Below are 26,018 nucleotides of genomic sequence, written 5' to 3'. Positions count from 1 at the left end.
CGTTTCACCGGGGCCCTCCGGGCGCTTCCCTTCGTTCTTGCGTTTCCGACTCTATCAGACTCTTTCGTGTCCGATTCCCGGCCGAAGCGGGTTCCCGCCGTTTCGCTTTCCAGTTCTTCGCTTTCGCGTTTTCCTTTCCGGCGGTCCCAACTTTACCAGACTCTTTTCGTTCCGTTTCCGGTCCGAATTTGATTCCGGCGGCCTTTGGAGTGGCCTTTGCCTTTCGGCTGGTCCGACTTTATCAGAAGTTCTGAGTCGAATCTCCCGCCTCCTCGGGGACTCCCGGCGCACAGATGCGCAAGGCACTTCCCGTTCAGGCGGAGTGGCAAACCTACTGGAGCGGGGCGCCGCGATGCAAATCGTGGCGCCCCGCTCCGGGTTGGCGGCCTGACGGCGGCCGTCGGGGTCAGACCTCGACGACGACCGGAAGGATCATGGGACGCCGGCGGTAGGTGTCCGACACCCACTTGCCCACCGTGCGCCGGACCAGCTGCTGGAGCTGGTGCGGCTCCATCACCCCGTCCTGGGCCGACTTGTTGAGGGCGTCCTCGACCTTGGGCACCACCGCGGTGAAGGCACCGTCATCGATGCCTGAGCCCCGGGCCTGGATGTGCGGACCGCCCACGATCTTGCCGGACGAGCTGTCGACCACGATGAAGACCGAGATGATCCCCTCGTCGCCGAGGATGCGCCGGTCCTTCAGGGACGTCTCGGTGACGTCGCCGACCGAGAGGCCGTCCACGTACACGTAGCCGGCCTGGACCTTGCCGACGATCTTCGCCTTGCCGTCGACGAGGTCGACGACCACGCCGTCCTCGGCGATGACGATGTGGTCCTTCGGCACGCCGGTCAGCGCACCGAGTTCGGCGTTGGCCCTGAGATGGCGCCATTCGCCGTGCACCGGCATGAGGTTCTTCGGCTTGCAGATGTTGTAGAAGTACAGCAGCTCGCCGGCCGAGGCGTGGCCCGAGACGTGAACCTTGGCATTGCCCTTGTGGACGACGTTCGCACCCCAGCGGGTCAGGCCGTTGATCACGCGGTAGACGGCGTTCTCGTTACCGGGGATCAGGGACGACGCCAGGATCACGGTGTCGCCCGGGACGATCCGGATCTGATGGTCGCGGTTGGCCATGCGGGAGAGCGCGGCCATCGGCTCGCCCTGGGAACCCGTGCAGACCAGCACGACCTCGTCGTCGGGCAGGTCGTCGAGGGTCTTGACGTCGACGACCAGGCCGGCGGGCACCTTCAGATAACCCAGGTCACGGGCGATCCCCATGTTGCGGACCATGGACCGTCCGACGAAAGCGACCCGGCGGCCGTACTCGTGGGCGGCGTCCAGGATCTGCTGGATGCGGTGGACGTGGCTGGCGAAACTCGCCACGATGATGCGCTTCTGGGCGTTGGCGAAGACCGTACGCAGGACGTTGGAGATGTCCTTCTCCGGCGGGACGAAGCCGGGAACCTCGGCGTTCGTCGAGTCGGAGAGCAGCAGGTCGATGCCCTCCTCGCTCAGCCGGGCGAAGGCGTGCAGGTCGGTGAGACGGCCGTCCAGCGGGAGCTGGTCCATCTTGAAGTCACCGGTCGCGACGGCCAGGCCCGCTGGAGTGCGGATGGCGACGGCGAGAGCGTCCGGGATGGAGTGGTTGACCGCGATGAACTCGCAGTCGAACACGCCGATGCGCTCGCGCTGCCCCTCGACCACCTCAAGGGTGTAGGGGCGGATCCGGTGCTCCTGGAGCTTGGCCTCGATGAGCGCGAGGGTCAGCTTGGAGCCGATCAGCGGGATGTCCGGCTTCAGCCGGAGCAGATACGGCACGCCACCGATGTGGTCCTCGTGGCCGTGTGTGAGGACGATGCCCTCGATGTCGTCCAGGCGGTCCCGGATGGTGGTGAAGTCCGGCAGGATCAGGTCGATGCCGGGCTGCTCCTCCTCGGGGAAGAGCACACCGCAGTCGACGATGAGCAGACGGCCGCCGTACTCGAAGACCGTCATGTTGCGGCCGATTTCGCCAAGGCCGCCCAGCGGGGTGACCCGCAGGCCGCCCTTGGGGAGCTTCGGCGGGGTACCGAGTTCAGGATGCGGATGACTCAAAAGACTCTCCTTACCACGCGCGCCACGTACCGCTGAGGGCACGTGGCGCGTATGTCGATCGTGCACTTGCTGTTGTCAGGTGGTGTTTCCGCCGCGAGTGTCCCCGCGTATTCAGTTGTGAAGTCCGTGGTCAGAGCTGTACCCCACCGGCGGCCAGATCGATCTTGAGCTGGGCCGTCTCCTGTGCGGTGAGTTCCACCAGAGGGAGGCGCAGCGGACCGGCGGGCAGGCCCTGCAGGGTGAGCGCGGCCTTGGTGGTGATCACGCCCTGGGTGCGGAACATCCCGGTGAAGACCGGGAGCAGCTTCTGATGGATCTCCGTGGCCTTCTGCACATCGCCGCCGAGGAACGCCTCGATGAGCGCGCGCAGCTCCGGAGTGACGACATGGCCGACGACGGAGACGGAACCGACGGCGCCGACCGAGAGGAGCGGGAGGTTGAGCATGTCGTCGCCGGAGTACCAGGCGAGGCCGGACTGAGCGATGGCCCAGCTGGAGCGGCCCAGGTCTCCCTTGGCGTCCTTGTTGGCGACGATCCTGGGATGCTCGGCGAGTCGCACGAGCGTCTCTGTGTCGATCGGCACACCGCTGCGGCCGGGAATGTCGTACAGCATCACCGGCAGTCCGGTGGAGTCCGCGATGGCGTTGAAGTGCCGGAGGAGGCCCTCCTGCGGCGGCTTGTTGTAGTACGGCGTGACGGCCAGCAGGCCGTGGGCGCCGGTGCGCTCCGCGGAGCGGGCCAGCTCGATGCTGTGCCGGGTGTCATTGGTGCCGACACCCGCGATGACGTGGGCCCGGTCTCCTACGGCTTCCACCACAGCCCTTACGAGCTGGTCTTTCTCCGCGTCGCTGGTGGTCGGGGACTCGCCCGTGGTGCCGTTGATGACCAGGCCGTCATTGCCTGCGTCCACCAGATGGACGGCGAGCCGCTGGGCGCCGTCGAGGTCGAGTGCGCCGTCCGCCGTAAAGGGCGTGACCATAGCGGTGAGGACCCTCCCGAAGGGGGTCTGCGGAGTGGAGATCGGAGCCATGGGTAACACGCTACTCGTTGCTCGGCGCGCCGCGCTCCCTCGGGGGACGAGGAAGAGGAACCCGGCACTGCCTGCTCGGGGGTTCAAGCAGTGCCGGGTCCGTTTGATCAGCCTAGATGAACTTCATGAAACGTCGCAATACGGACACCGCCTACGGGGCTACCCGCCCGTTTTTATTGAATGCGGCACTAGTGAGCGGCATCAGGTTCTGCCAGTGCTGTTCCATCTGCTCGCCGACCATTTCGATCTCGCGCTGCGGGAAGGACGGCACCTTGGCCAGCTCGTGCTGCGTGCGCAGGCCGAGGAAGTGCATGAGCGAGCGGGCGTTGCAGGTGGCGTACATCGTGGAGAACAGGCCGACGGGGAGCACGGCGCGGGCGACCTCCCGGGCGACTCCGGCGGCAAGCATCTCCTGGTAGGCGTCGTACGCCTGGCGGTACGAGGCCTCCATGGCGCGGCTCGTGAGCTCATGCTGCTCCGGGGTCCCCTCGACGAATTCGTACTTGCCGGGGCGGCCCTGCTGGATGAGTTTGCGGGACTCCCCCGGGACGTAGAAGACCGGCTCGAGCTCCCTGTAACGACCCGATTCCTCGTTGTACGACCAGCCCACGCGGTGCCGCATGAACTCGCGGAACACGAAGATCGGGGCACTGATGAAGAAGGTCATCGAGTTGTGCTCGAACGGACTGCCGTGCCGGTCCCGCATCAGGTAGTTGATGAGCCCCTTGGAGCGCTCGGGATCCTTGGTGACCTCTTCCAGGGACTGCTCCCCGGCCGTGGACACACGGGCTGCGAACAGCACGTCGGAGTCGCTGGCCGCTGACTTCACCAGGTCAACGGTGACATCGCTGCGGAAGTGGGCCTTCGTGGGCTCAGGGGTGTCGGTCACCGGCGGGGGTCCTTCCAATGGCGTCGCTCGGGCGGCGTCCACTCTACGGGCCCCGGGGACGGCATCCGTCAGTGGGAAAATTCGCACGGGTTCGGCGATTCGGGGCACCGATCGGGCCTTTCGTACGTCTGACTCATTAGCAGCACCCGTCACAGAGTTCAAGGAGAGCTTCCTCATGTTCCGCCGGCGTGAATCCGTCCCGTTCTCGTTCGTCGCCGAGGCCGACCGATTCCGCAGTAATGTCACTCCGCCTCCCCGCCGACGCGCCAGTCGCTCGCAGCTGGCCGCCCATGGCCTCGTAGGTCTGACGCTGGTCGCCGGCTTCGCCGGCTCACTGCTCCTCGGCCTGCCCGCTCTCGACACCGACCGGACACCGTCCCACAGCCAGACATCCGAGGCTTCGCAGCACCGCTGACCCGTACGGGCCCCCTGGGGTGGTCGGCCGGTGGGCTGCTCGGTAGCCTCACCGGGCACAGCAATCGAGCGTGCTTGTGAGTGAGGATCAGTCGTGCCCCTGCCCTTCCTGACGGCCGACCGCGCATTCGACGCGGACGCAGAGGACATCGCGCTGCCGTTCGACGACCACGACAGCTGGCGGCGGCCGTACCGCCTCGGTCCGTGGCGGGTCGCGGCGGCAGCCACCCTGCTGCTTCTGGCTTCCTTCGTGCTGCTTGCCGCGATGATCATCACGTTCACCGGGTCGCTGTCCGGTGCCACCGCGATTTTCGCACTCGCCGCCGTGGTGATCGCCTGCGCACTGCGGCTGCTGCGGGTCGGTGCCTGGGTGAGCCGGCACGGCGTACGCCGTGTGGGCTTCTTCCGTACGACCACCGTGCGGTGGGAGGACACCGCAGCGGTGCGCACCGTACAGCAACCGGTGAAATGGCTCGGTCTCCCGCGCACGGTGCAGGGACAGGCCCTGATCGTGGTGCGCAAGAGCGGCGACCCGTTGGCGCCGCTGGTCACCGACCGCAACGGGGACTTCCTTGCCCGTGGCGAGGCGTTCGAGCGCGCTACGGACTCGGTCGAGGCCTGGAGCGACGAGTACCGCACGGACTGACGGTGCCGCGGCCCCCCGCTGGGTGTTCCGGGCCGCAGAGACACCTCACGAGCCGGTACGGCGCCGCTCAGGCGCGTACCGGCTCGTTCGTGCGCAGGGCGATGGCACGCTGCATCGCCTTACGGGCGCGTGGGGTGTCCCTCGCGTCCTGGTAGGCGACCGCCAGCCGGAACCAGCAGCGCCAGTCGTCCGGACTGTCCTCGGTCTCCTCACGGCGCCGTGCGAACACGGCGTCGGCGGAGTCGCGGTCGATGCGCCCGGACGGGGTGCGCAGCAACTCGTCGACGGGGAGGCCGCCCTCGGCGTCCAGTTCGGCGGCCAGGGCGTTGGCCCGGCGGACGAACTGCGTGTTCTTCCACAGGAACCAGATCCCGATCACCGGCAGGATCAGCACCGCTACGCCGAAGGTGACCGTGAGCAGCGTGCCGTGCCGGATGAGCAGAACGCCCCGGCTGCCGGCCAGGACGAAGTAGAAGACCAGGACGGCAGCGGTGACGACGTAGGTGAGCTTTGCGCGCATGGGGTTGGGCCCAGTCAGTTCAGGTCGAGGAAGTGTTCCAGGCCGAAGGTGAGGCCGGGAGTGGTCACCACGCGGCGGGTGCCGAGCAGGATGCCCGGCATGAAGCTGCTGTGGTGCAGCGAGTCGTGGCGGATGGTGAGGGTCTCGCCCTCACTGCCGAGCAGGACCTCCTGGTGGGCGAGAAGACCGCGGAGCCGGACCGAGTGGACCGGGATTCCGTCGACGTCCGCGCCGCGCGCACCGTGCAGCGCCGTCGTGGTGGCGTCGGGCTGCGGCGCCGCTCCGGCCCTTCCGCGGGCCGCGGCGATGAGCTGGGCGGTGCGGGTGGCCGTACCGGAGGGTGCATCCACCTTGGCGGGGTGGTGGAGCTCGATGACCTCGACGGACTCGAAGTAGCGGGCGGCCTGTTCCGCGAACTTCATCGTGAGGACCGCGCCGATGGAGAAGTTCGGCGCGATGAGCACACCGGTCTCCGGCGAACCGGAGAGCCAGGTGTTCAGCTGCGCGAGCCGTTCGTCGGTCCAGCCCGTGGTGCCGACGACCGCATGGATCCCGTGCCGTACGCAGAAGTCGAGGTTGTCCATCACCGACGCGGGTGTGGTCAGCTCGACGACCGCCTGGGCACCGGTCTCCGTGAGGGTCTCCAGCGTGTCGCCGCGGCCGAGCGCAGCCACCAGCTCCATGTCGTCGGCGGCCTCCACGGCTCGTACCGCCTCGGAACCGATGCGTCCCTTGGCGCCGAGAACGGCCACGCGCAGCTTGCTCATGTGCTCTTTCCTTACGGGGTGGTTAGGAGACCGCTTCCTGGAGGCGGTCCGCCTGCTTGTCCTTCAGCGGGCCGATGACCGAGAGCGAGGGCCGCTGTCCGAGGACGTCGGCCGCCACGGCCCGGACCTCGTCGGGGGTGACCGCCGCGATCTTGGCCAGCATGTCATCGACGGACATCTGTTCGCCCCAGCAGAGCTCGCTCTTGCCGATGCGGTTCATGAGCGCGCCCGTGTCCTCCAGGCCGAGGACGGTGGAACCGGCGAGCTGGCCTACGGCGCGGCCGATCTCCTCGTCGCCGATGCCCTCGCTCGCCACACGGTCGAGCTCGTCGCGGCAGATCTTGAGGACGTCGTGCACCTGGCTGGGCCGGCAGCCCGCGTACACACCGAAGAGCCCGCAGTCGGCGAAGCCCGAGGTGTACGAGTACACGCTGTAGGCGAGCCCACGCTTCTCCCGTACCTCCTGGAAGAGGCGGGAGCTCATGCCGCCGCCGAGGGCGGTGTTCAGGACGCCGAGTGCCCAGCGGCGCTCATCCGTCCTGGCCAGGCCGGGCATACCGAGGACGACGTGGGCCTGCTCGGTCTTGCGGTTCAGCAGTTCGACGCGGCCCGTGGCACGCAGGGTGCGGGAGCCCTCGCGCGGTGCCGTGGGTACGGCGTCGGTGCGGCTCAGGGCACCGGCGCGCTCGAACGCTCTGCGGACCTGCCGTACGACCGTGGCGTGGTCGACGTTGCCGGCGGCGGCGACGACCAGGTGCGTGGGGTCGTAGTGCTTCTTGTAGAAGCGGGCGATCTGGGCGCGGTTCAGCGCGTTGATCGTGTCGACCGTGCCGAGGACCGGGCGGCCCAGCGGGGTGTCGCCGAGCATGGTGTGCGCGAACAGGTCGTGCACACAGTCACCCGGATCGTCCTCCGTCATCGCGATCTCCTCGAGGATGACGCCGCGCTCGGCGTCGACGTCCTCAGGGGCGATCAGCGAGCCGGTCAGCATGTCGCAGACGACGTCGATGGCCAGTGGCAGATCGGTGTCCAGCACCCGCGCGTAGTAGCAGGTGTACTCCTTCGCCGTGAAGGCGTTCATCTCGCCGCCGACCGCGTCGATCGCGGACGAGATGTCGAGGGCGCTGCGCTTGGCCGTGCCCTTGAAGAGGAGGTGTTCGAGGTAGTGCGTCGCGCCGTTCAGGGTGGGTGTCTCGTCGCGTGATCCGACGTTGGCCCAGATCCCGAAGGTGGCGGAGCGTACGGAGGGCAGCGTCTCGGTGACGACCCGGAGACCGCCCGGAAGGACGGTGCGGCGGACGGTGCCGACGCCGTTGCTGCCCTTGAGAAGCGTTTGGGTACGGGCGACGGCCCGCGCCTCCGAGGAGGTGCGGGCCGTCGTCACGGAACTACGGGACGTCACTTGTCGGTGTCGTCCTTCTTCTCGTCCTCTTCACCCTCGATGACGGGGATGAGGGAGAGCTTGCCGCGGGAGTCGATCTCCGCGATCTCGACCTGGACCTTGGCGCCGACGCCGAGCACGTCCTCGACGTTCTCCACGCGCTTGCCACCGGCGAGCTTGCGGATCTGCGAGATGTGCAGCAGACCGTCCTTGCCGGGCATCAGGGAGACGAACGCACCGAAGGTGGTGGTCTTGACGACCGTACCCAGGTAACGCTCGCCGACCTCCGGCATGGTCGGGTTGGCGATGGCGTTGATCGTGGCGCGGGCGGCCTCGGCCTGCGAGCCCTGCTGGGCACCGATGTAGATGGTGCCGTCGTCCTCGATCGTGATGTCCGCGCCGGTGTCCTCCTGGATCTGGTTGATCATCTTGCCCTTGGGGCCGATGACCTCACCGATCTTGTCCACCGGGATCTTGACGGTGATGATCCGGGGGGCGTTCGGGGACATCTCGTCCGGGACGTCGATGGCCTCGTTCATGACGTCCAGGATGTGCAGACGCGCGTCACGGGCCTGCTTCAGCGCGGCGGCCAGGACCGAGGCGGGGATGCCGTCGAGCTTGGTGTCGAGCTGGAGCGCGGTCACGAACTGCTTCGTACCGGCGACCTTGAAGTCCATGTCGCCGAAGGCGTCCTCGGCACCGAGGATGTCGGTGAGGGCGACGTAGTGGGTCTTGCCGTCGATCTCCTGCGAGATCAGGCCCATGGCGATACCGGCGACAGCGGCCTTGAGGGGCACACCGGCGTTCAGCAGCGACATGGTGGAGGCGCAGACCGAGCCCATGGACGTCGAGCCGTTGGAGCCCAGCGCCTCGGAGACCTGGCGGATCGCGTAGGGGAACTCCTCGCGCGACGGCAGCACCGGCACGATGGCGCGCTCGGCGAGCGCACCGTGGCCGATCTCGCGGCGCTTGGGCGAGCCCACGCGGCCGGTCTCACCGACGGAGTACGGCGGGAAGTTGTAGTTGTGCATGTAGCGCTTGCGGGTCACCGGGGAGAGGGTGTCCAGCTGCTGCTCCATGCGGAGCATGTTGAGGGTGGTGACGCCCAGGATCTGGGTCTCGCCACGCTCGAACAGCGCCGAACCGTGCACACGCGGGATGGCCTCGACCTCGGCGGCCAGCGTACGGATGTCCGTGACGCCGCGGCCGTCGATGCGGACCTTGTCCTTGATGACGCGCTCGCGGACCAGCTTCTTGGTCAGCGCGCGGTAGGCACCGGAGATCTCCTTCTCGCGGCCCTCGAAGGCCGGGAGGAGCTTCTCGCCCGCGATCTCCTTGATGCGGTCCAGCTCCGTCTCGCGCGCCTGCTTGCCGGCGATGGTGAGCGCCTTGGCGAGCTCGGTGCTGACGGCGCCGGTGAGCGCCTCCAGGACGTCGTCCTGGTAGTCGAGGAAGACCGGGAACTCGCCGGTGGGCTTGGCAGCCTTGGCGGCGAGGTCGGACTGGGCCTTGCAGAGCGCCTTGATGAAGGGCTTCGCGGCCTCGAGACCGGCGGCGACGACCTCTTCGGTCGGGGCCTCGGCGCCGTCCTTGACGAGCTGGATGGTCTTCTCGGTGGCCTCGGCCTCGACCATCATGATCGCGACGTCGCCGTCCTCCAGGACGCGACCGGCGACGACCATGTCGAAGACGGCGTCCTCGAGCTCGGTGTGCGTCGGGAAGGCGACCCACTGGCCCTTGATCAGGGCGACACGGGTGGCGCCGATGGGGCCGGAGAAGGGCAGGCCCGCCAGGATCGTGGAAGCGGAGGCGGCGTTGATCGCGACCACGTCGTACAGGTGGTCGGGGTTGAGCGCCATGATCGTCTCGACGATCTGGATCTCGTTGCGCAGGCCCTTCTTGAAGGAGGGGCGCAGCGGGCGGTCGATCAGGCGGCAGGTGAGGATCGCGTCCTCGGAGGGCCGGCCCTCACGGCGGAAGAAGGAGCCGGGGATCTTGCCGGCCGCGTACTGCCGCTCCTCGACGTCCACCGTGAGGGGGAAGAAGTCGAGCTGGTCCTTGGGCCGCTTGGAAGCGGTCGTGGCCGACAGCACCATGGTGTCGTCGTCCAGGTACGCGACGGCGGAGCCGGCGGCCTGCTTGGCCAGACGGCCCGTCTCGAAGCGGATGGTGCGGGTGCCGAAAGTACCGTTGTCGATCACGGCTTCGGCGTAGTGGGTCTCGTTCTCCACTAGTGATTTCTCCATACTCGTCGTCTTTCGTCCTGCCGCCCGTGTGACGGAGGACGGTGCGGAGAAGCGCACCGTGTGTGCGGGCCGGTCTTCGATCGAAGCTCCCGGGCGTTGTCCCGGGGGCCACTACCGAGGACCGGCGGCGGCCGTGGGGCGCCTCTCCTCGTTCTGTTGTCGTGCGTCCAGGTTACTGAGCCTGACCCCGGTCACGCACGTACAGCAAAGGGAGCGGCCCCCTGGAACCGGGTGCCGCTCCCTCTCACAGCGTCCTTACTTGGCGCCGCCGGCCGCACCGCGGCGGATGCCGAGGCGGTCGACGAGCGCACGGAAGCGCTGGATGTCCTTCTTGGCCAGGTACTGAAGGAGGCGGCGACGCTGGCCGACCAGGATCAGCAGACCACGACGGGAGTGGTGGTCGTGCTTGTGCGTCTTGAGGTGCTCCGTCAGGTCCGAGATCCGGCGGGAGAGCATGGCGACCTGGACCTCGGGGGATCCGGTGTCACCCTCCTTCTGGGCGAACTCGGACATGATCTGCTTCTTCGTAGCGGCGTCGAGCGGCACGCGTACTCCTCTTGGTGTTCGATGCGCCCACGAGTGCCCCTGGTCTTGATCTCAGGGGAGCTTCCGTGACTCGGAGGCGAAGGTCCGATGAGCGCAGCCCCCAGGATGATCCGGGGACGCGTACACAAACGGCCACAGGTCAGAGTACCAGCCGTTCGGAGCGCCCCCGACGGGTGTCAGCTGGTGAGTGCCCGGATCGAGTGATAGACGTCGAAAACGGCGAGACACAGCGGCAGCAGCGTCAGGAGCACGCAGGCCTCGGCGATCTCCAGGAAACGTCCCCAGAAGGGGGTGACTCCCTTGCGCGGCACGATCAGCCCGATGGCGGTGATCAGCGCGGCGACCCCGGCGACCGCGGCGGTCAGCCAGATCGTACGGATGTCCAGGCCTGCGGTGTCCCCGCCGAGCGCCTCGCGTATGAGGGCGACCGGCGGGTTGAGCGACAGTCCGAGGCCGAGGAGCACGAGCGCGGCGAGGCCCGCACCCAGGGCGCAGCCGACCTGGGCCGTGTAGCGGAAGAGGTGGGCACGCATCAGCATCGCGGCCCCGGTGGCGAGTGCCAGCAGCTGACCCCAGACGCTGTCCGTGAAGCCGAGCACCGCCGCTGCTCCCACGGCGACGAGCGCGCATCCGCCGACGAGGCCGACGAGCAGTTCGTGGCCGCGCCGGGCCTGGGCGGTGATGCGCTCGGCGTCGACCGGGCCCTGCGGTGCCGGGTCGGACGTCCCGTAGTCACCGACGGTGGTACGGGGCGGCTCGAAGCCGATCGGGAGACGTGCGAAGCGGGTGGAGAGCCCTGGCAGGAAGGCGAGGAGCCCCACCGAGAGGGGTGCGCACACGGCCGCGGTCTCGGCCGGCTCCATGCCGGTCATGATCGCGACGAAGGTCACCAGTACGCCGATGACGGAGGCGAACACGAAGGCGACGAACGTCCCGTCACCTTTCGGGGCGGCGATCATGAGGATCACCGACGCCACCAGCACAGCGGCGCAGGCGAGCAGGAACTGGAGCCTGCCGATGCCCTGGCCCGCACTGAGCGGGAGGAGCCCGGCTCCGGCGACGGCGGCGTTGGTGAGTGCACCGATCCCCAGGGCGATGGACGAACCGCGGTCCGCGTAGACACGCGCGCGTACGCAGGCCAGCGCGAGAAGGAGCAGGGCGGCGACGGCGGCCAGGATGCCCGGCAGGCCGTGCATGTCGTGGTGGACGTCGGAGGTCCACAGCACGAAGCCGAGCAGGGCCAGCAGGACGGAGCCGCCGAAGAGCCCGGCCGAGCGCATGAGAGCGTCGCCCCAGAGGGTGCGGTCCCGGGCGACGGCCGTGGCGACGGCGTCGGAGACGTCGTCGAAGACGGCGGGGGGCAGCGACTCCGAGAAGGGCCGCAGGGACAGCAGCTCACCGTCGAGGATGCGCTGGCCGGCCAGCGTGCGCCCGCTGTCGAGGACGGTGCCGTCACGGCGCACCAGGTGATATCCGACCGGGGCGCCCTGCGCGGGGCTCTGCCCCGACAGCCGGAGGATCTCCGGGTAGAGGTCGGCGACGGGGATGTCCTCGGGCAGCGCCACGTCGACGCGGCTGTCGGGCGCGACGACTGTGACCCGGCAGAAGCCGGTTCCGTTGCCGGCCGGAACTCCGGGACCCGGCCGCCCGGATCCGGTAGCCGCCGTTTGGGCCGTCATAGTCACGCGCTGCTCCCCCTCATGATTCTCCTGGACCTCCTGTCATACGCACCCCTGGATCACGGGCTACGACTGCGTCCCGAATGACCCATTTTTTTGCGGTAGTTAGCGGATGCGTACACGCGTCGCGACACCCTACCGCCCTCGGGTCACCGGGTACGCCAGTAGGATCCCTCCGCGGACGGAACCCGTCGCCACGGGGGCGCCGATAGGAACAGTTCCGTCCGGCAAGGGAATTGGTGAGCTGTGAGCCAGATTGTCGTCAAGCGCCCACCGCGGGCCCTCCCCTCCGAAGTTCCGGGCGAGCAGGTGCAGTTGCAACCTCCGCCTGAGTTGCCCCGCGGGCAACAGGAGGGGGTGATGATGCAACTGCTGCCGATGCTCGGCATGGGTGGTTCCGTCGTCTTCTTCTTCATGACGCCGAACCCGATCATGCGGATCATGGGCATGATCATGATTGCGTCGACGATCGCGATGGCCATTGCGATGATCATCCGCTTCCGTCGCGGCACCCAGGGTCAGCTCGCGGACATGCGGCGCGACTATCTGAAGTATCTGACGCAGACCCGACGCGCTGTGCTGCGGACCGCCCGGCAGCAGCGTGACGCGCAGTTCTATCTGCACCCGTCCCCGGAGCAGCTGTGGGCGCTGGTCGCCGAGGGCAGCCGGGTGTGGGAACGCCGTGTCGCAGACGCCGACTTCGCGCACGTACGCATCGGCCTCGGCAGCCAGGAGCTCGCCACGCCGCTCGTCGCGCCGGACACCGCGCCGGTCGATGAGCTGGAGCCGCTGACCGCCGGGGCGATGCAGCAGTTCCTGACGACGCACAGCACGCTGGACGGGCTGCCGATGGCGGTCTCGCTCCGCGCCTTCTACCACCTGACGATCAGCGGCGAGGCGGAATCCGCGCGTGCCACCGCCCGCGCGATGGTCGGGGCGCTCGCCTCGCTGCACTCCCCCGAGGACCTGGTCATCGCCGTCGCGACCGGCCGGGACGCCGCTCCGCGCTGGGAGTGGACCAAGTGGCTCCCGCACGTCCAGGCACCGGGCTCGGCCGACGGCGCCGGAAGCCGCCGTCTGATCAGCACGAGCGTCGCGGAGCTGGAGGAGATGCTCGCGGGCCGCCTCGACGGCCGGCCTCGCTTCCAGCCGGGCGGTCAGCCGATCCTCGACCAGCCGCATGTCGTCGTCGTACTCGACGGCGAGTCCGTACCGGCGACGTCCGCGCTCGCATCGGCCGAGGGCCTTCAGGGCGTGACGGTCGTCGAGATCGTCACGGGCCAGGTCAGCGGAGCGCGCGGCGGTCTCTCCATCGTGGTCGACCCCCACTCGCTGCAGCTGGAGTCGGGGCACGGCCTGGTGTACGACGGTCTTCCCGACCTGCTGAGCCATGAGGCGGCGGAGGCACTGGCGCGTCAGCTGGCCCCGCTCCACGTGGCCTCGGGCGGGGACGACGACGAACCACTGCTCGCCAATCTGGAGTTCACCGATCTGCTGAATCTCGGTGACGCGGCCTCGGTCGACGTCAGCCGGACCTGGCGGGCCCGCTCGCAGGCGGAGCGGCTCCGGGTACCGATCGGCGTGGGCGAGGACGGTGCCCCGGTGATGCTGGACCTCAAGGAGGCGGCACAGGAGGGCATGGGGCCGCACGGCCTGTGTGTCGGCGCCACCGGTTCCGGCAAGTCCGAGCTGCTGCGCACGCTCGTGCTGGGCCTCGCCGTCACCCACACCTCGGAGACGCTGAACTTCGTCCTCGCGGACTTCAAGGGTGGTGCCACCTTCGCCGGCATGGCACAGATGCCTCACGTCGCAGCGGTGATCACCAACCTCGCGGACGACCTGACGCTGGTGGACCGCATGGGCGACTCCATCAGCGGTGAGCTCAACCGCCGCCAGGAGATGCTGCGCGACGCGGGAAACTACGCCAACATCCACGACTACGAGAAGGCGCGGGCCGCAGGCGCCCCGCTGCAGCCCATTCCCTCGCTCGTCCTGGTCATCGACGAGTTCAGCGAGCTGCTCACGGCCAAGCCGGACTTCATCGAGATGTTCGTACAGATCGGGCGTATCGGCCGTTCGCTGGGCGTCCATCTGCTGCTGGCCTCGCAGCGTCTCGAAGAAGGCCGGCTGCGCGGCCTGGAGACCTATCTGTCGTACCGGATCGGTCTGCGGACGTTCTCCGCGGGCGAGTCCCGGGCCGCGCTGGGCGTGCCCGACGCCTACCACCTGCCCAATGTCCCCGGTTCGGGCTATCTGAAGTACGGCACGGACGAGATGGTGCGCTTCAAGGCGGCGTACGTCTCCGGGGTGTACCGCTCGGGAGCCCAGCCGGCCGCGCACTCCGGCCCTCTGCCGATGGACCGCAGGCCCGTGGTGTTCACTGCGGCTCCGGTGCCGGTGCGTTACGTACAGCCGACGGCGCAGCCCGGCGTACCTGACGCGCGCACGCCCGAGGACGACGCCCTGGCGGACACGGTGCTCGATGTGATCGTGCGCCGGCTGGAGGGCCGGGGGGCCTCCGCGCACCAGGTGTGGCTGCCGCCACTGGACAACCCGCCGTCGCTGGACGAGCTCCTGCCGGGGCTCTCCGCGGTCGAGGGACGGGGACTGACCCAGCCCGGGTTCGAGGGTTCGGGACGACTCGTCGTACCGCTGGGTGTGGTCGACAAGCCGTACGAGCAGCGTCGCGACACGCTCTACCGGGACTTCTCCGGCGCCGCCGGCCACATGCAGATCACCGGCGGCCCGCAGTCGGGCAAGTCCACGCTGCTGCGGACGCTCATCGCGGGCTTCGCCCTCACGCACACGCCCCAGGAGGTCCAGCTCTACGGGCTCGACTTCGGTGGTGGCGGCCTGTCCTCGGTCTCCGGCCTCCCCCACGTCGGCGGCATCGCGTCCCGACTCGACCCCGAGCGGGTGCGTCGTACGGTCGCCGAGGTGTACGGGATCATGGCGCGCCGCGAGGAGTACTTCCGCAGCGCGGGCATCGACTCCATCGCCACCTTCCGCAGGCTGCGGGCGCGCGGCGAGATCTCGGTGACGGACCAGCCGTGGGGTGACGTCTTCCTGATCATCGACGGCTGGGGCAACTTCCGGACGGATTACGAGGCCCTGGAATCGGCGGCCATGGACATCGCTCAGCGCGGTCTCGGCTACGGCATCCACCTGATCGTCACGGCGTCGCGTTCCATGGAGGTCCGGGCCAACCTCAAGGACCACCTGATGAACCGGCTCGAACTGCGCCTCGGTGACGCCATGGACTCCGAACTGGACCGCAAGGCCGCGGTCAACGTACCCCCCGGTGTACCCGGGCGTGGTCTGACGCCGGAGAAGCTGCACTTCATGGCCGCGGTACCGCGGATCGACGGCATCAACTCCGACAGCGACCTCTCCGAGGCCACGGCGGCCATGAACCAGGAGGTCGCCCGGCACTGGACGGCGGCGCCCGCCCCCGCGGTCCGCCTCCTCCCCCGCGAACTCCCGGTCCACGAGCTGCCCGCGGGCTACGCGCAGCCGGAGCGGGGCATCGCGTTCGGAATCGACGAGAACAACCTGGAGCCGGTCTTCCTCGACTTCGAGCGGGACCCGTTCTTCCTGGTGTTCGGCGAGAGCGAGTCCGGCAAGTCCAATCTGCTGCGCCTGCTCATCAAGCAGCTGACCGAGAGGTACGACGGGAACGCCGCCAAGTTCTTCGTCATCGACAACCGACGGGCGCTCCTGGACGTCACCCCGGCGACGCACCTGGCGGAGTACGTGCCCATGTCCAACAACATGGAGCACCACGCGGACGCGCTGTACGACCTGATGAAGCGCCGTACGCCCTCGCCGGATGTCACGGCGCAGGAGCTGCGTGACCGCAGCTGGTGGAGCGGCCCCATGGTCTACGTGGTCGTCGACGACTACGACCTGGTCTCCACGTCCAGCGGGAACCCGCTGGCCAGGCTCACGGAGATGCTGCCGTTCGCCCGCGACGTCGGCGTGCGGTTCATCATCGCCCGCAGCACGGCGGGGGCGGGCCGCGCGCTGTACGAGCCCTTCATGCAGCGCATGCTGGAACTGGGGGCGCAGGGCCTGATGCTCTCCGGCGACCCCATCGAGGGAGACATCCTCGGCAACGTACGACCGCGCCCGATGCCTCCGGGGCGCGGGGTGTTCGTCACCCGACGCCGCGGGAATCCGCTGGTCCAGTCGGGGCTCATGGACGGTTAGCGGCAGGACGTAGGGCAGCGACGGGGCGGCGCGGTCCCACCGGTTCACGGTGGGTGTGCGCGGCCCCGTCGCTCGTCCTCACGCATCGGACCGGACCTGTAGGAGGAGGCGGGCCTTGAACGCGCTGAGCGTGATCGTGATCGTGCTGGCTGCCGGGCTCGTCGCCATGGGCTGTGTCAAGGCGGAACGGGTCCGGGGGTGGCGCGCGTCGTTCGATCCTTCGGCGCCCGAAATCTCCGATTCCGCCTTTGTTGTCGCGCGCGTCATCCTCTTCGGGGCGGCGGCGGTCGGCGTCTTTTCGGGGTTCCGACTGCTGGCAGTCTCCGCGGATGCGGAGTGGAGCGATGACGAACTGTCCAGTGCGGTCAGCCAGGCCACGTCGGAGCTGAACGGCACTTCACGCTTCGGCGACATCTCCGGTGATGACAGCGGCTTCGATCAGGACATCGCGGCGATGATCGAAGAGGAGATCGTCGAGAACGGCGGTGGCGGCGCCCCGCAGAGCGGTGTGGACGCCGGCGCCGCGGTCGGCAACAAGCCCTCCGACGCCGACTACACGGTCCAGGCCGCGGGCGCGGACGGCGCCTTCTGCCTACACGTCGTACGCACGCGGTCGAAGGACGGGGACTACGAGCCCCCTGGCGTGGCGGGCGGCCCCGGCTCCGTGACTGTCCCGAGTTATGACTTCTCGGTGACGAGCCGCGAAGGCGCGTGCTGAGGTCACCGGCCACCAACGGTGATCCCGCACCGATCGCACCGGCCGGGCCCGGAGCGCGGCGCCGCCGCCGTGTACCCGGCTACGGGGGACAGCGCGAGCGGAACCACGCATTCCATCCTCGAATCGGTGAATGTCGAAATGGCAAGAGGCACTTTTGGGCCAGGTGGTCGCCAGGGTCGATCACCGCAAAACGGCGCGCGAACTACCTTTCCCATGCCTCTCACGGGCCCCTGAGACGTAGCCCGACGCCCGATCACATACCGGCCGCGACCGTCGTCCGCAAGCCAACGAGGCTGGAATCTGTCGTACCCGACCCTCGTACACCTTGCTAGCTTCCAGGTCGCAGAGGCATCGCACAGTACATGTGAAAGGGCGGTACATGACCTCCCCAGCTCCAGCGCCGAAGATCCCTCAGCTCTGGGTTCCTCTCCCCTCGGGGATCCATCCCAGCTGGCGTGAGATCGACGACCGCTCGGCCGCCTGGCTCGATCGATTCGGCCTCTACTCCGACCGGGCACAGCGCGAACGACTGACACGCATCTCCGTGGGTGAGATCACCAGCCGCGGCGCCCCCTCAGGGCGCGTCGCGGCGTTGCAGTGGACATCGGACTTCCTGATGTGGCTCTTCGCCTTCGACGACGAGTTCTGCGACGAAGGGCCGGTCGCGGCATCCCCGGACGCCACTGTGCTCATCACCACCAAACTCCAGCGCGTGGTGGACGTCCCCTGGGCGGCGCCCACCGACGACAACTACAGCGTCGCCTTACGCGAGTTACGCCTGCGGCTCGACGACCTGACCTCACCCGTGCAGACCGCCCGCTGGGCCTCCAGCTTCCGTGCGTACCTGCAGGGCCAGATCTGGATGGCCGCCAACAGCGCCGAAGGGAGGATTCCCAGCCTCTCCGACCACCTGGCGGTCAGACTCGACTCCTCCGGAGTCAAGATCTTCTCCACCCTCAGCGAGATCATCCACGGATACGACCTCCCTGCGGCCGACTACGAGCGCCACGACATCCGGGGGTTCGTCGAGGTCTTCGCCTCGATCATCGGCTGGTCCAACGATCTGGTCTCGTACCACAAAGAGCGCCAGCGCAGCCAAGAGGGATACGGAAACATCGTCGACCTCATCGCGCACGAACGAAACTGTTCACTCGACGAAGCGGTGCGCGAGACCGCCGTGATGCACACCCGCGCCATGGCTCTCTATCTCCGACTCCGCGACCAGATACTGCGCGACGCCGGGCCTGAACTCCGCCGATGGATCACGGACTGCGACTCCTGGATCCGCGCCGACTACGACTGGTCCCTGGCCACCCACCGCTACGTCAATCCGGAGAACCCCGCCGACCTTCCCGCGGGCAGCGCCGCCTCGCCCTTCCAGGAACGGGAAGCGGACAAGCCCTTGCCGATCGCCAGCATCGCTTGGTGGTGGACTCTGCTGAAGGGCTGACAGCCTCGTGTCGCAGACGTGCGGCCGGCCGAGTGCGAGGCGCTCGAGCCAGGGATGACACGACACAGGTCAGGGTGGGCACCTCCCGTGCGTGCCCACCCTGACCTGCCTGCTCCGCTCCGCAGAGCGCTTTACTCGAAGTTGGCCCGCGCCCGCTTGTCGCCGCCCTGGTAGGCCGCGCCGGCGTCGCGTACCTTGCGGGAGATCTCGGTCAGGGCCTTCTCGATCGCCTCGGCGTCACGGTCCCAACCAGCCCGCGACTGGTCGTACGCCGTCTTGGCCTCGCCCACCCAGAGCTCGGACGCACTGGCGACCACGCGCTTGATCGCCGCAAGGTCCTCCTGAAGCTGCCTGCTCTGCCGGTCGATGTCACCGGCGGCCTGCTCCAGGCTCGAATAAGTGACAACCATCGTGCCGTCGTTGGTCGGCATACGGTCCTCCAGTTCAATCTAGTTCGATGTGATGGTCCGTACGCAGTACGGATGCCAAAAGGCTCAGAGAGAGTTGAGCGCCGAGGGCGGAGGGGTGATCGCAGCGGTCTTGGCCTCCGCGCCGGCCGAGTGGCCTTCGACGACGTCGACACCCTGGAGGGCCGCCTTGATCTCGTCTTCGGTGTTACCCGAGATCACGCGCGCCGCCTTGATCGCTTCCTGGAAGTTGGCCAACCGGACGGCGATGTTACCCATCCTCCGGTTGACTTCATCCTGCTTGGTGTTGAAGGCGGTGGCGCCAATACCCTTCCAAGCGCCTTCCAGGCTGTCGATCGTCCCCTGCAGGGTCTTGATCTGAGCCTTCACGGAGTCGAATCGCCTGCCGAGCTCATTCTCGATCTTGATGAGCGCATCATCTGAAAGCTTCTGATCTGCCATGGTGCTGGCTTCCCTTCTGGTGCTCTTCTTCGGTCCGGCATGAGAGCCGGGAGTGGGTATGAGGAACTACGGTCAGTCAGGCGCTACGGCGCCTGCGAGCCAGCAGGAAGCCGCCGACGCCGAGTACGAGCACTACGGCCACTCCACCGATGATCAGGCCGAGTTGACTGCCGTCACTCTTCTCTGTGCTGGAGCCTGCCATGGCTGCGTTCTCAGCCTTCTCCTTCTTCTCAGGCTGTGACGAAGCTGATGCGGATGCGGCAGGCGAGGCTGCGGAGCCGGACGTCTTCTCCTTGGTGAGAGGGCTGATGTCCGGGGCGCCAGGCGTTCCCTTGCCCTTGAGGATGTTGACGGCCGGGCGAATGACGCCGTGACCGAGGTAGTTGCTGAGCGTGCCCTTCTCCCAGTCACCTCGCCCAGCGGTGTCGAAGAGGACGTTGAGGACCTGGTTAGCCGTCCAGTCCGGGTGGGCCGACCAGATCAGGGCGGCGGCGGCTGATGTGATGGCCGTGGCGGCGCTGGTTCCGTTCCCCTGGCAGTAACGTTCAAAATTGGCGTCGCACCAGCGCGGAAGGTCATCACCGGGTGCGGCGATGTCCACGAAATCACCGTGCTGAGAGCTCTCGGACACCTTGCCCTGGCGGTCCGTTGCTGCAACACCGACGACTTCTGGATACGCTGCCGGATAGACTGGCTTGTTGCCCTTCTTAGCTTCATTACCAACAGCGGCAAAGAAGAGTTTGCCCTTGCTTTGCGCGTATTTTACCGCTTCGATTTCTTGATCCAAATTGAAATCGTTGCCGAACGACATGCTGATAATTTTGGCATCACTGTCGGCAGCGGCCCGAATCGCATCTGTCGTATCCAAGGAATTCAGGGAGTCCTTCGTCTGCCAATCAGCATCAGCGACTCTCATCGGGATAATTTTCGCCCCCGGAGCTAGCCCCTGCAAACCTCCGCCCTGACCTGTGCCAGCAATCAACTCAGCCATAGTGGTGCCATGGCCGGTGTAATCGTCGGTCTCGTCGCCCTCGGCGCCCGTAGCATCAAGTCCCTTGAGGACCTGCCCCTTCAGAGACGCCGTAGACGGGTTGACGCCAGTATCGATGACAGCAACCTTGACGCCTTCGCCCCTGGTTGTCTTCCACATCTCTTTGGCATGCATGGGCTCGAGGTACCACTGCTTCGACTGCACATCCTCGGCGACCGCAGAGGGAGCAGCCCCTGCGAATCCCACACTCCAGGCAGCGGCCACGGCCATCGCGCCGAGCAGGCGCCCTCTCAGTCGGAGAGGGCTATGGTGCTTCCGGGTCTGGCTCATTACTGCTGTCATCCCGACTTCCGAACCTTCCCTGTACCTACTCGATGACCGGCGGCGCGACTCCACGCCGGCCGGCCTCCCACGTCTCTCTGTCTTCCGTCAGGTAGTCCGGGCGGGGCGTGCCGTCGTCCTGGTCCTCGTCTCCGGAGTCCCTTCGCCCTGCAGGGCCGCGTACAAGACCCGCGCCGCCTACGGTGAAGCCCTTCGCGCCGGCGCCAGGTCGCGCAGCGCCTCCACGGGGTGTGCCCACAACTCCACTGGTACTGGGAGTGCCTCGCCCACCAGAGCGGGACGCATTGCTCGTGCCACCAGCTCCGACGACACCGCGCTGGCCGACGGCTCCAGGACCGCCCGCCCGTGCCGCTCCTCCGGCACCGATGACGTTGCCGCGCGCAACACCACGCGTACCTCCGGGCGTCCCCGCGCCTGGAACGGCACGCTGAGGGGTCCCACCAACGATGCCGCCTCGGCCTGCACGTGGGCCGGTAGCTCCGGACGTGCCTGCGTGGCCTGCCGCTGTGGGCCTGCCTCCAGTGACACCGGACCGGCCGGCAGTGGGGGTCTGCGGCCCGCCACCAGCGCGTCCGGCGGTCCCGGACGCCGAGCCCCCGCTCATTGGCGCCGCAGGGCGCCCCACTGGCGATCCTGCGCGGTTATTCGCCGCAGGGCCGCCTCCTGCTCGGGCGCCGCCGGTACCCGCCTGGCCGGCGGCTCTGGGCGCGCCCGTTGCTGACTGCGGTCCCCGTGAGCTACTTGTCACGGGGTTCACAAAGCCGTTCGCCACAGGAGGCGTCGGGCCTCCCCCAGTCGCCGCAGGACTTGAAGTCGGTGCTGGAGACGGCGCACCTGGAGTCGTCACCGAGGACGGCAGGGTGGCGACACTATTGATCTCTGTCGATGTGCTCGTATCCAAGACGGGCGCCACCGCCACGGGCGCCTCATAGCCATGGCCGTTTGCTGCAGAGCCGTGACTGCCGGGCACCGTATGCCCAGGCACATTTCCAGAGCCCCCGCTGCCCGACGTCGCGGGGCCACTCGACGCCCCGGAGCCCGGCCCCTCTTCTTCGCGCCGATTGCCGTGCGGCCTGGGCATCGCCACATCGAGCTTCTTCTCGAACCGCGGCGGCTCCTGCGCAGCCAGGGTCTCCTCCGAGACCGCGTAGTACGAAGCCAGTCGGTTCGCCTGGTTGATGGCCTCCTGGCGGTCCTTCTCGACCTTCACCGCCGCCGCGTACTCCGCGTTGCCCTCGACCCGCTTCGGGGCCTCGATCTCGTCGGGGGACTTGCGGACAAGACGGCTGTCGCGTGGCGGGAGGGAGCTACGTACCGAAGCAAGGCCCGTGCCCGCGACCGTGATCTGTGTCCCGGCCACGTCCGCGAAGTCACCCAGCTTCTCGGCATGGGCGACCAAACCCTTGCCCCAGTCACGGAAAGCGATTCCGGACTCGCCACGCCAGTCGACCTCCGCAATGAAGTCCCTCAGCTCCCCCGACGCCTTCTTGATCGCGTCCCTGGCCTTCCAGAGAGCCAGACCCGCCTCCTCGAGGTCCTCCGGCTTGGAGTTCTCGATCAGGTCGATCATCGCGTTGAGCTGATGACTCTCGAAGGACGTCCGTCCCGAGGACCCGGCGGAGCCCCCGATGCCGAACGGGGCAGCGAACGCCGGGAAACTGCGGCCGAAGTCCGTGACGAACAACTGTCCCTGAACGCGTCCCTCATCCAAGTTCTGCTGCTGTGCGGGGGTCAGTTCCGGCTGCTTCTCGTCGCTCATCAGCTATCACCCAGGTCGTCGTAGGCAGAGCCGGTCTTGCTGTCGGAGCGCGGCTGCTCAGGCTTGTCGGTCTTCTCGCCCTGCGCCCGCTTCCGCTCCTCGTCCAGATCCATCCGGATCTCGTGGAACCGCCGCCGCGTGTCGTCGTCCACGTTGTCGAAGCCGACCGCCGCCGCGTGCACGCCGAGGTTCAGGTACTCGATCTGGTCGCCCAGGGACTTCGAGAGCGTGACCAACGACTCGTGGACCCGGTTGTACTGGGTGTAAAGCCCATCCGCTTCCGCGAAGCATGTGTTCTGGCCACTGAAAGCGGTGCGCGACACCGATTGTGCCGCGACCTTCGACTTGCCGGCCGGTGAACTCTCGAGGTCCGCCAGCAACGTGTTCACGCTTTTCTGGAACTTCTCCAAGGCGCCTACCCCGCGGCGGAGATCCCCTTCGCCTTCAGTCACGCTGCTGCCCTTCCCCGTTCCCCGTTTGCTCAGTCCGTTTCGCGTTGCTATCGCACCCGCGTGAACCGCACTGAACCCATCACGTCACTGTAGCCAATGGCACTGACAGGGCCAACTGTCTTGTCCATCACGTAACTTCCCGGGACGGCGACGCCCGATCCGCACCTCACACACCGCCCGGCCGCCGCCGCTGCCTGTCGCGCATCGTCACGGCTGTGCCCGCGATGGCGGCGACCAGAACTCCCCCGCCGACCACGACGTAGGTCGCGAGCCGGGCGTTGCGTTCGTCGGCGGTTTCGCCCAGCTGGATTGCTGCCGGGGCCGGCGCCTCGCCCTTGCTCACGCCTTCGTGCGCCACCGGTTTCTCGATGGGCTTCTCGTCCTCGGTCAGGGCGCGCACGGGGTCCACGACGCCCCAGCCGACCAGGTGGTCGTGGCCCGCGACCGAGCGTTCCGCCGTCTGCTCGATCTGGGCGACGATCTGCTCCTGCGTCCAGTCCTTGTGCTTGGCCTTGATGAGGGCCGCGACTCCGGCGACGTACGGGGCCGAGAAGCTGGTGCCGTTGTCCGAGCAGTGGCCTCCGCCCGGGACCGTGGAGATCATGTCCACGCCGGGGGCCGCGACGCCCACGAAGTCTCCGGACTGGGAGAAGGCCGCACGTTCGTTGTTGCGGTCCGAGGAGGCGACGGCCAGTACACCGGCGTACGAGGCCGGGTAGGTCTTCTTGACCTTTCCGCCCAGCCCGTCGTTGCCGGCCGAGGCCACGACCACGACCTCCTTGGCCAGGGCAGCGTTCACCGCCTGCTCCAGGAGCGGCGTGGGCTTCACCGCGTTGGCCGTGTCCTGGGAGATGTTGATGACGTCCGCGCCCGCTTCGTCGGCGGCGTAATCGATGGCCTCTGCCAGTTTCTCCGCAGTCCCGTGGCCTTCGGCGTCGTTCTGCTGGATCGGGATGATCGTCGCGTCCGGGGCCAGGCCGGTGAATCCGGTGCCCTCCGCCTCACGCGCGGCGATGATGCCGGCGACCTTGGTGCCATGGCCGACCATGTCGGTGGTGCCGTTCTCGTTGCCGCGCTCGATCGTGCTGCCGTTCTCATCCTTGAGGTTCTTCGGCAGGAAGTTGCGGCCGCTTCCGGTGTCCACGGCCTTCGTCAGCTGCGGGTTCTTGATGTCGACGCCGGTGTCGATGACCGCCACCCGCACCCCTTTGCCGGTGGACTGCTCCCACAGTTCGTCGATCAGTACGCGTTGCAGCGCCCAGGGGCGGCCCGCGTACTTCTTCGAGGGGAAGGTGCACTGGGTGGAGTCGACCGCGGCCGCCGACGGCACCGGCAACGTGACGAGGAGGACTCCGGTGGCGGCTGCGGCCGTCAGCAGCCGCCGGGAGCGAGTGGAAGTGAGGTGCGTGGTCATGTGGTCGCTCCTCACGAACCCTGCGGCTGACGGGCGGCGCCGGTCGAGAGGCGAGGGCCCGTCGGAAGGAAGACGGACCAGGCGGCGGGGACAGGCGCGGGATCGACGTCCTTGTACCCGAGCTGGTTCTGCGCCGCCTGCGCCTCCTGCCGCCTCTGCTCCCTCTCCTTCTCCGTGCCGGACTCACCGATGCCGGAGTCGTTCTCCACGCCGTCGCCGTTCGACTGCATGGCGTAGCGCAGACCGGTGTCGGTCACCAGGAAGAGAGGACCGGATTCAGGGCTGGACCCCTTGAACTGCCGGAACAGCTGGCCGGATCCGGGCGTGACGTAGGCGCTGCTGGAGCCGGTGGGAAGCGTGGCGGGAAAGGCCTTGCCCGCCCAGGTGCTGAGCGTGCCGGCTCCTGTGTCCTCGGAGACGCCGCGCAGGACGTTGCACACGGTGTTACGGCTTCCGCTGTCCGTGCTCGCGGAGTTGACGGGCGTCGGCTCGCTCGTGGGCCAGTCCCGCTCCTGCCCGAACGCCTCACCGGGCTCGAAGGCCCCGGCGCTGACGGGCTTGACCTTGCCACGCTGGTCGAGGCTGACCAGGGCACGGCTGCTGAGCAGGAGTTGGGCGACGAAGTCGGAGACCGGGGCGACCCTGCCCGGGAGGACGACGTACTGCTGGGTCCTGGTGCCGGCGGTCGTCGCCAGGATCATGCCCACCCTGTTGTCATCGGACTGCAGCTTCCCCGGAACGCCCGCGTCGGTACCGGGAGTTCCTTCGATGGCCGGGAAGGCGACCTCGTCCCCGGTGTGCAGCGTGGCGAGCCAGTCGGCGGACACCCGCTGGGGCGTGCGGCCCGGGTCGACCAGGGTGCGCAGCAGCAGTTCGTCGTTCTCCACCGGGTACGCCTTGCCCTTGGCATCCACGATGTAGCGGGTCCGGTCCGGTCCGGGGCCCTCGACGTACATCAGCTCGCCGCCTCGCAGCCTGCCCGCGCCCTCGGTCTTCTTCTGCTCGCGCTCCGCGAAGACGAACGCGGCCTTCTGGATGGCCCTGCCGCCCTCACCGGGCCGCTCGCAGACCGCCCAGCGCTTGGCGGAGCCGGCTTCGGTCTTGTCGGGCAGACGGTCCGGCGCGTACGGGATACCGAGGGTCGCCCCGTGCGGGATCTTGCCGCTGTCGAGGACCGATTCGTCCACGTTGACGACCGTGCCCTTGTCCGGAGCCAGGAGGAGCTTGGCGCTGGACATGTTGAGCACCGGGTGGAGCTGTGTCTTGCCGTCGGTCTTCAACACCACATAACGGGTAGTGGATTTGCTGGCGATGATGACGTTCTCGTAGGGTGTGTCCCATTTCTGGGGTGCCACCGGCTTGAACATCCCCCAGGCTCCGAACACCGCCAGGACGACCACGCCGACGATCGCTCCCGGCACCACCGCTCGGAGGGGGCGCGGGGCACCCTCTTCCGAGCCGGACGGGTGGGGCTGCAGGAACTGTGCGACCAACCTCCGCTTCGCGAAGGTGTAGGCATTGAGTTCGTCCCGCCGTGATGCCATGTGCGCGCTGCCCCTTCTCCCCAGTGGGCGACCAGGTTCCCACACCCTCCGCGGGCCGCT

The 26,018-nt window shown here is 68.0% G+C and carries 20 protein-coding genes; 5 read left to right on the top strand and 15 right to left on the bottom strand.

The genetic code is table 11. The features are described from left to right. Positions 1-406: 406 nt before the first annotated feature. From ACWD04_RS23140 to thyX, 3 genes are all read right to left on the bottom strand, one after another. Positions 407-2,092 (bottom strand): ribonuclease J, encoded by a 1,686-nt coding sequence (locus ACWD04_RS23140; RefSeq protein WP_451134776.1) that lies wholly within the window; start codon positions 2,090-2,092, stop codon positions 407-409. A 130-nt stretch (positions 2,093-2,222) separates the two neighbouring features. After that, complete coding sequence (gene dapA / locus ACWD04_RS23135) at positions 2,223-3,122, bottom strand: 4-hydroxy-tetrahydrodipicolinate synthase (protein ID WP_451134775.1); 900 nt, start codon at positions 3,120-3,122, stop codon at positions 2,223-2,225. 151 nt (positions 3,123-3,273) lie between these two features. After that, a complete protein-coding gene (gene thyX, locus ACWD04_RS23130) occupies positions 3,274-4,011 on the bottom strand; it encodes an FAD-dependent thymidylate synthase (RefSeq protein WP_451134773.1) in 738 nt (245 codons plus the stop codon). 175 nt (positions 4,012-4,186) lie between these two features. Here thyX and ACWD04_RS23125 point away from each other — a divergent pair, with 175 nt between their 5' ends. Both ACWD04_RS23125 and ACWD04_RS23120 read left to right on the top strand, forming a co-directional pair. Then, positions 4,187-4,426, top strand: coding sequence for a hypothetical protein (locus ACWD04_RS23125; protein ID WP_451134771.1), 240 nt, complete (start codon positions 4,187-4,189; stop codon positions 4,424-4,426). 93 nt (positions 4,427-4,519) lie between these two features. Further along, positions 4,520-5,071: a hypothetical protein gene (locus ACWD04_RS23120; RefSeq protein ID WP_451134769.1), complete on the top strand. Its 552-nt coding sequence runs from the start codon at positions 4,520-4,522 to the stop codon at positions 5,069-5,071. Positions 5,072-5,138: 67 nt separating this feature from the next. Here ACWD04_RS23120 and ACWD04_RS23115 read toward each other — a convergent pair whose 3' ends face one another. The 6 genes from ACWD04_RS23115 to eccD form a co-directional block, all read right to left on the bottom strand. Next, positions 5,139-5,591, bottom strand: coding sequence for a hypothetical protein (locus tag ACWD04_RS23115; protein ID WP_451134767.1), 453 nt, complete (start codon positions 5,589-5,591; stop codon positions 5,139-5,141). 14 nt (positions 5,592-5,605) lie between these two features. Next, entirely contained in the window at positions 5,606-6,358 is a 753-nt protein-coding gene (dapB, locus tag ACWD04_RS23110) for a 4-hydroxy-tetrahydrodipicolinate reductase (protein WP_451134765.1), read from the bottom strand. A gap of 22 nt (positions 6,359-6,380) precedes the next feature. Beyond that, complete coding sequence (locus ACWD04_RS23105; RefSeq protein WP_451134763.1) at positions 6,381-7,760, bottom strand: M16 family metallopeptidase; 1,380 nt, start codon at positions 7,758-7,760, stop codon at positions 6,381-6,383. Continuing rightward, the gene (locus ACWD04_RS23100; RefSeq protein ID WP_451134793.1) at positions 7,757-9,970 is read right to left on the bottom strand and encodes a polyribonucleotide nucleotidyltransferase; all 2,214 of its coding nucleotides are present in this window, start codon (positions 9,968-9,970) and stop codon (positions 7,757-7,759) included. The genes ACWD04_RS23105 and ACWD04_RS23100 overlap by 4 nt, the downstream gene beginning before the upstream one ends. A gap of 270 nt (positions 9,971-10,240) precedes the next feature. After that, positions 10,241-10,531 (bottom strand): 30S ribosomal protein S15, encoded by a 291-nt coding sequence (gene rpsO, locus ACWD04_RS23095; protein WP_003965855.1) that lies wholly within the window; start codon positions 10,529-10,531, stop codon positions 10,241-10,243. Positions 10,532-10,707: 176 nt separating this feature from the next. Continuing rightward, positions 10,708-12,210 carry a type VII secretion integral membrane protein EccD gene (gene eccD / locus ACWD04_RS23090; protein ID WP_451134791.1) on the bottom strand — a complete coding sequence of 501 codons (1,503 nt, stop codon included), beginning with the start codon at positions 12,208-12,210 and terminating at the stop codon, positions 10,708-10,710. A 246-nt stretch (positions 12,211-12,456) separates the two neighbouring features. On the opposite strand from eccD, the gene eccCa reads away from it, so the two are divergent. The 3 genes from eccCa (at position 12,457) to ACWD04_RS23075 (ending at position 18,587) form a co-directional block, all read left to right on the top strand. Then, entirely contained in the window at positions 12,457-16,419 is a 3,963-nt protein-coding gene (gene eccCa / locus ACWD04_RS23085; RefSeq protein ID WP_451134760.1) for a type VII secretion protein EccCa, read from the top strand. Positions 16,420-16,534: 115 nt separating this feature from the next. Continuing rightward, positions 16,535-17,137 carry a hypothetical protein gene (locus ACWD04_RS23080; RefSeq protein WP_451134758.1) on the top strand — a complete coding sequence of 201 codons (603 nt, stop codon included), beginning with the start codon at positions 16,535-16,537 and terminating at the stop codon, positions 17,135-17,137. Between the two features lie 379 nt (positions 17,138-17,516). Beyond that, positions 17,517-18,587 carry a (+)-(1(10)E,4E,6S,7R)-germacradien-6-ol synthase gene (locus tag ACWD04_RS23075; RefSeq protein ID WP_451134756.1) on the top strand — a complete coding sequence of 357 codons (1,071 nt, stop codon included), beginning with the start codon at positions 17,517-17,519 and terminating at the stop codon, positions 18,585-18,587. A gap of 131 nt (positions 18,588-18,718) precedes the next feature. On the opposite strand, the gene ACWD04_RS23070 is transcribed toward ACWD04_RS23075, so the two are convergent. The 6 genes from ACWD04_RS23070 to eccB all read right to left on the bottom strand — a co-directional run bounded on the left by ACWD04_RS23070 (position 18,719) and on the right by eccB (position 25,958). Then, the gene (locus tag ACWD04_RS23070) at positions 18,719-19,018 is read right to left on the bottom strand and encodes a WXG100 family type VII secretion target (protein WP_351276343.1); all 300 of its coding nucleotides are present in this window, start codon (positions 19,016-19,018) and stop codon (positions 18,719-18,721) included. 63 nt (positions 19,019-19,081) lie between these two features. Next, positions 19,082-19,456 (bottom strand): WXG100 family type VII secretion target, encoded by a 375-nt coding sequence (locus ACWD04_RS23065; RefSeq protein ID WP_351276341.1) that lies wholly within the window; start codon positions 19,454-19,456, stop codon positions 19,082-19,084. A 76-nt stretch (positions 19,457-19,532) separates the two neighbouring features. Continuing rightward, complete coding sequence (locus ACWD04_RS23060) at positions 19,533-20,789, bottom strand: S8 family serine peptidase (protein ID WP_451134753.1); 1,257 nt, start codon at positions 20,787-20,789, stop codon at positions 19,533-19,535. A 1,758-nt stretch (positions 20,790-22,547) separates the two neighbouring features. Beyond that, positions 22,548-23,000: a hypothetical protein gene (locus tag ACWD04_RS23055; protein ID WP_451134751.1), complete on the bottom strand. Its 453-nt coding sequence runs from the start codon at positions 22,998-23,000 to the stop codon at positions 22,548-22,550. Positions 23,001-23,166: 166 nt separating this feature from the next. Further along, positions 23,167-24,414 carry a type VII secretion-associated serine protease mycosin gene (gene mycP / locus ACWD04_RS23050; protein ID WP_451134749.1) on the bottom strand — a complete coding sequence of 416 codons (1,248 nt, stop codon included), beginning with the start codon at positions 24,412-24,414 and terminating at the stop codon, positions 23,167-23,169. A gap of 11 nt (positions 24,415-24,425) precedes the next feature. Then, complete coding sequence (gene eccB, locus ACWD04_RS23045) at positions 24,426-25,958, bottom strand: type VII secretion protein EccB (RefSeq protein WP_451134747.1); 1,533 nt, start codon at positions 25,956-25,958, stop codon at positions 24,426-24,428. Positions 25,959-26,018 lie beyond the last annotated feature (60 nt).

The organism is Streptomyces sp. NPDC002911 (assembly GCF_053591835.1).
This window is presented reverse-complemented; position numbering and strand designations above follow the sequence as displayed.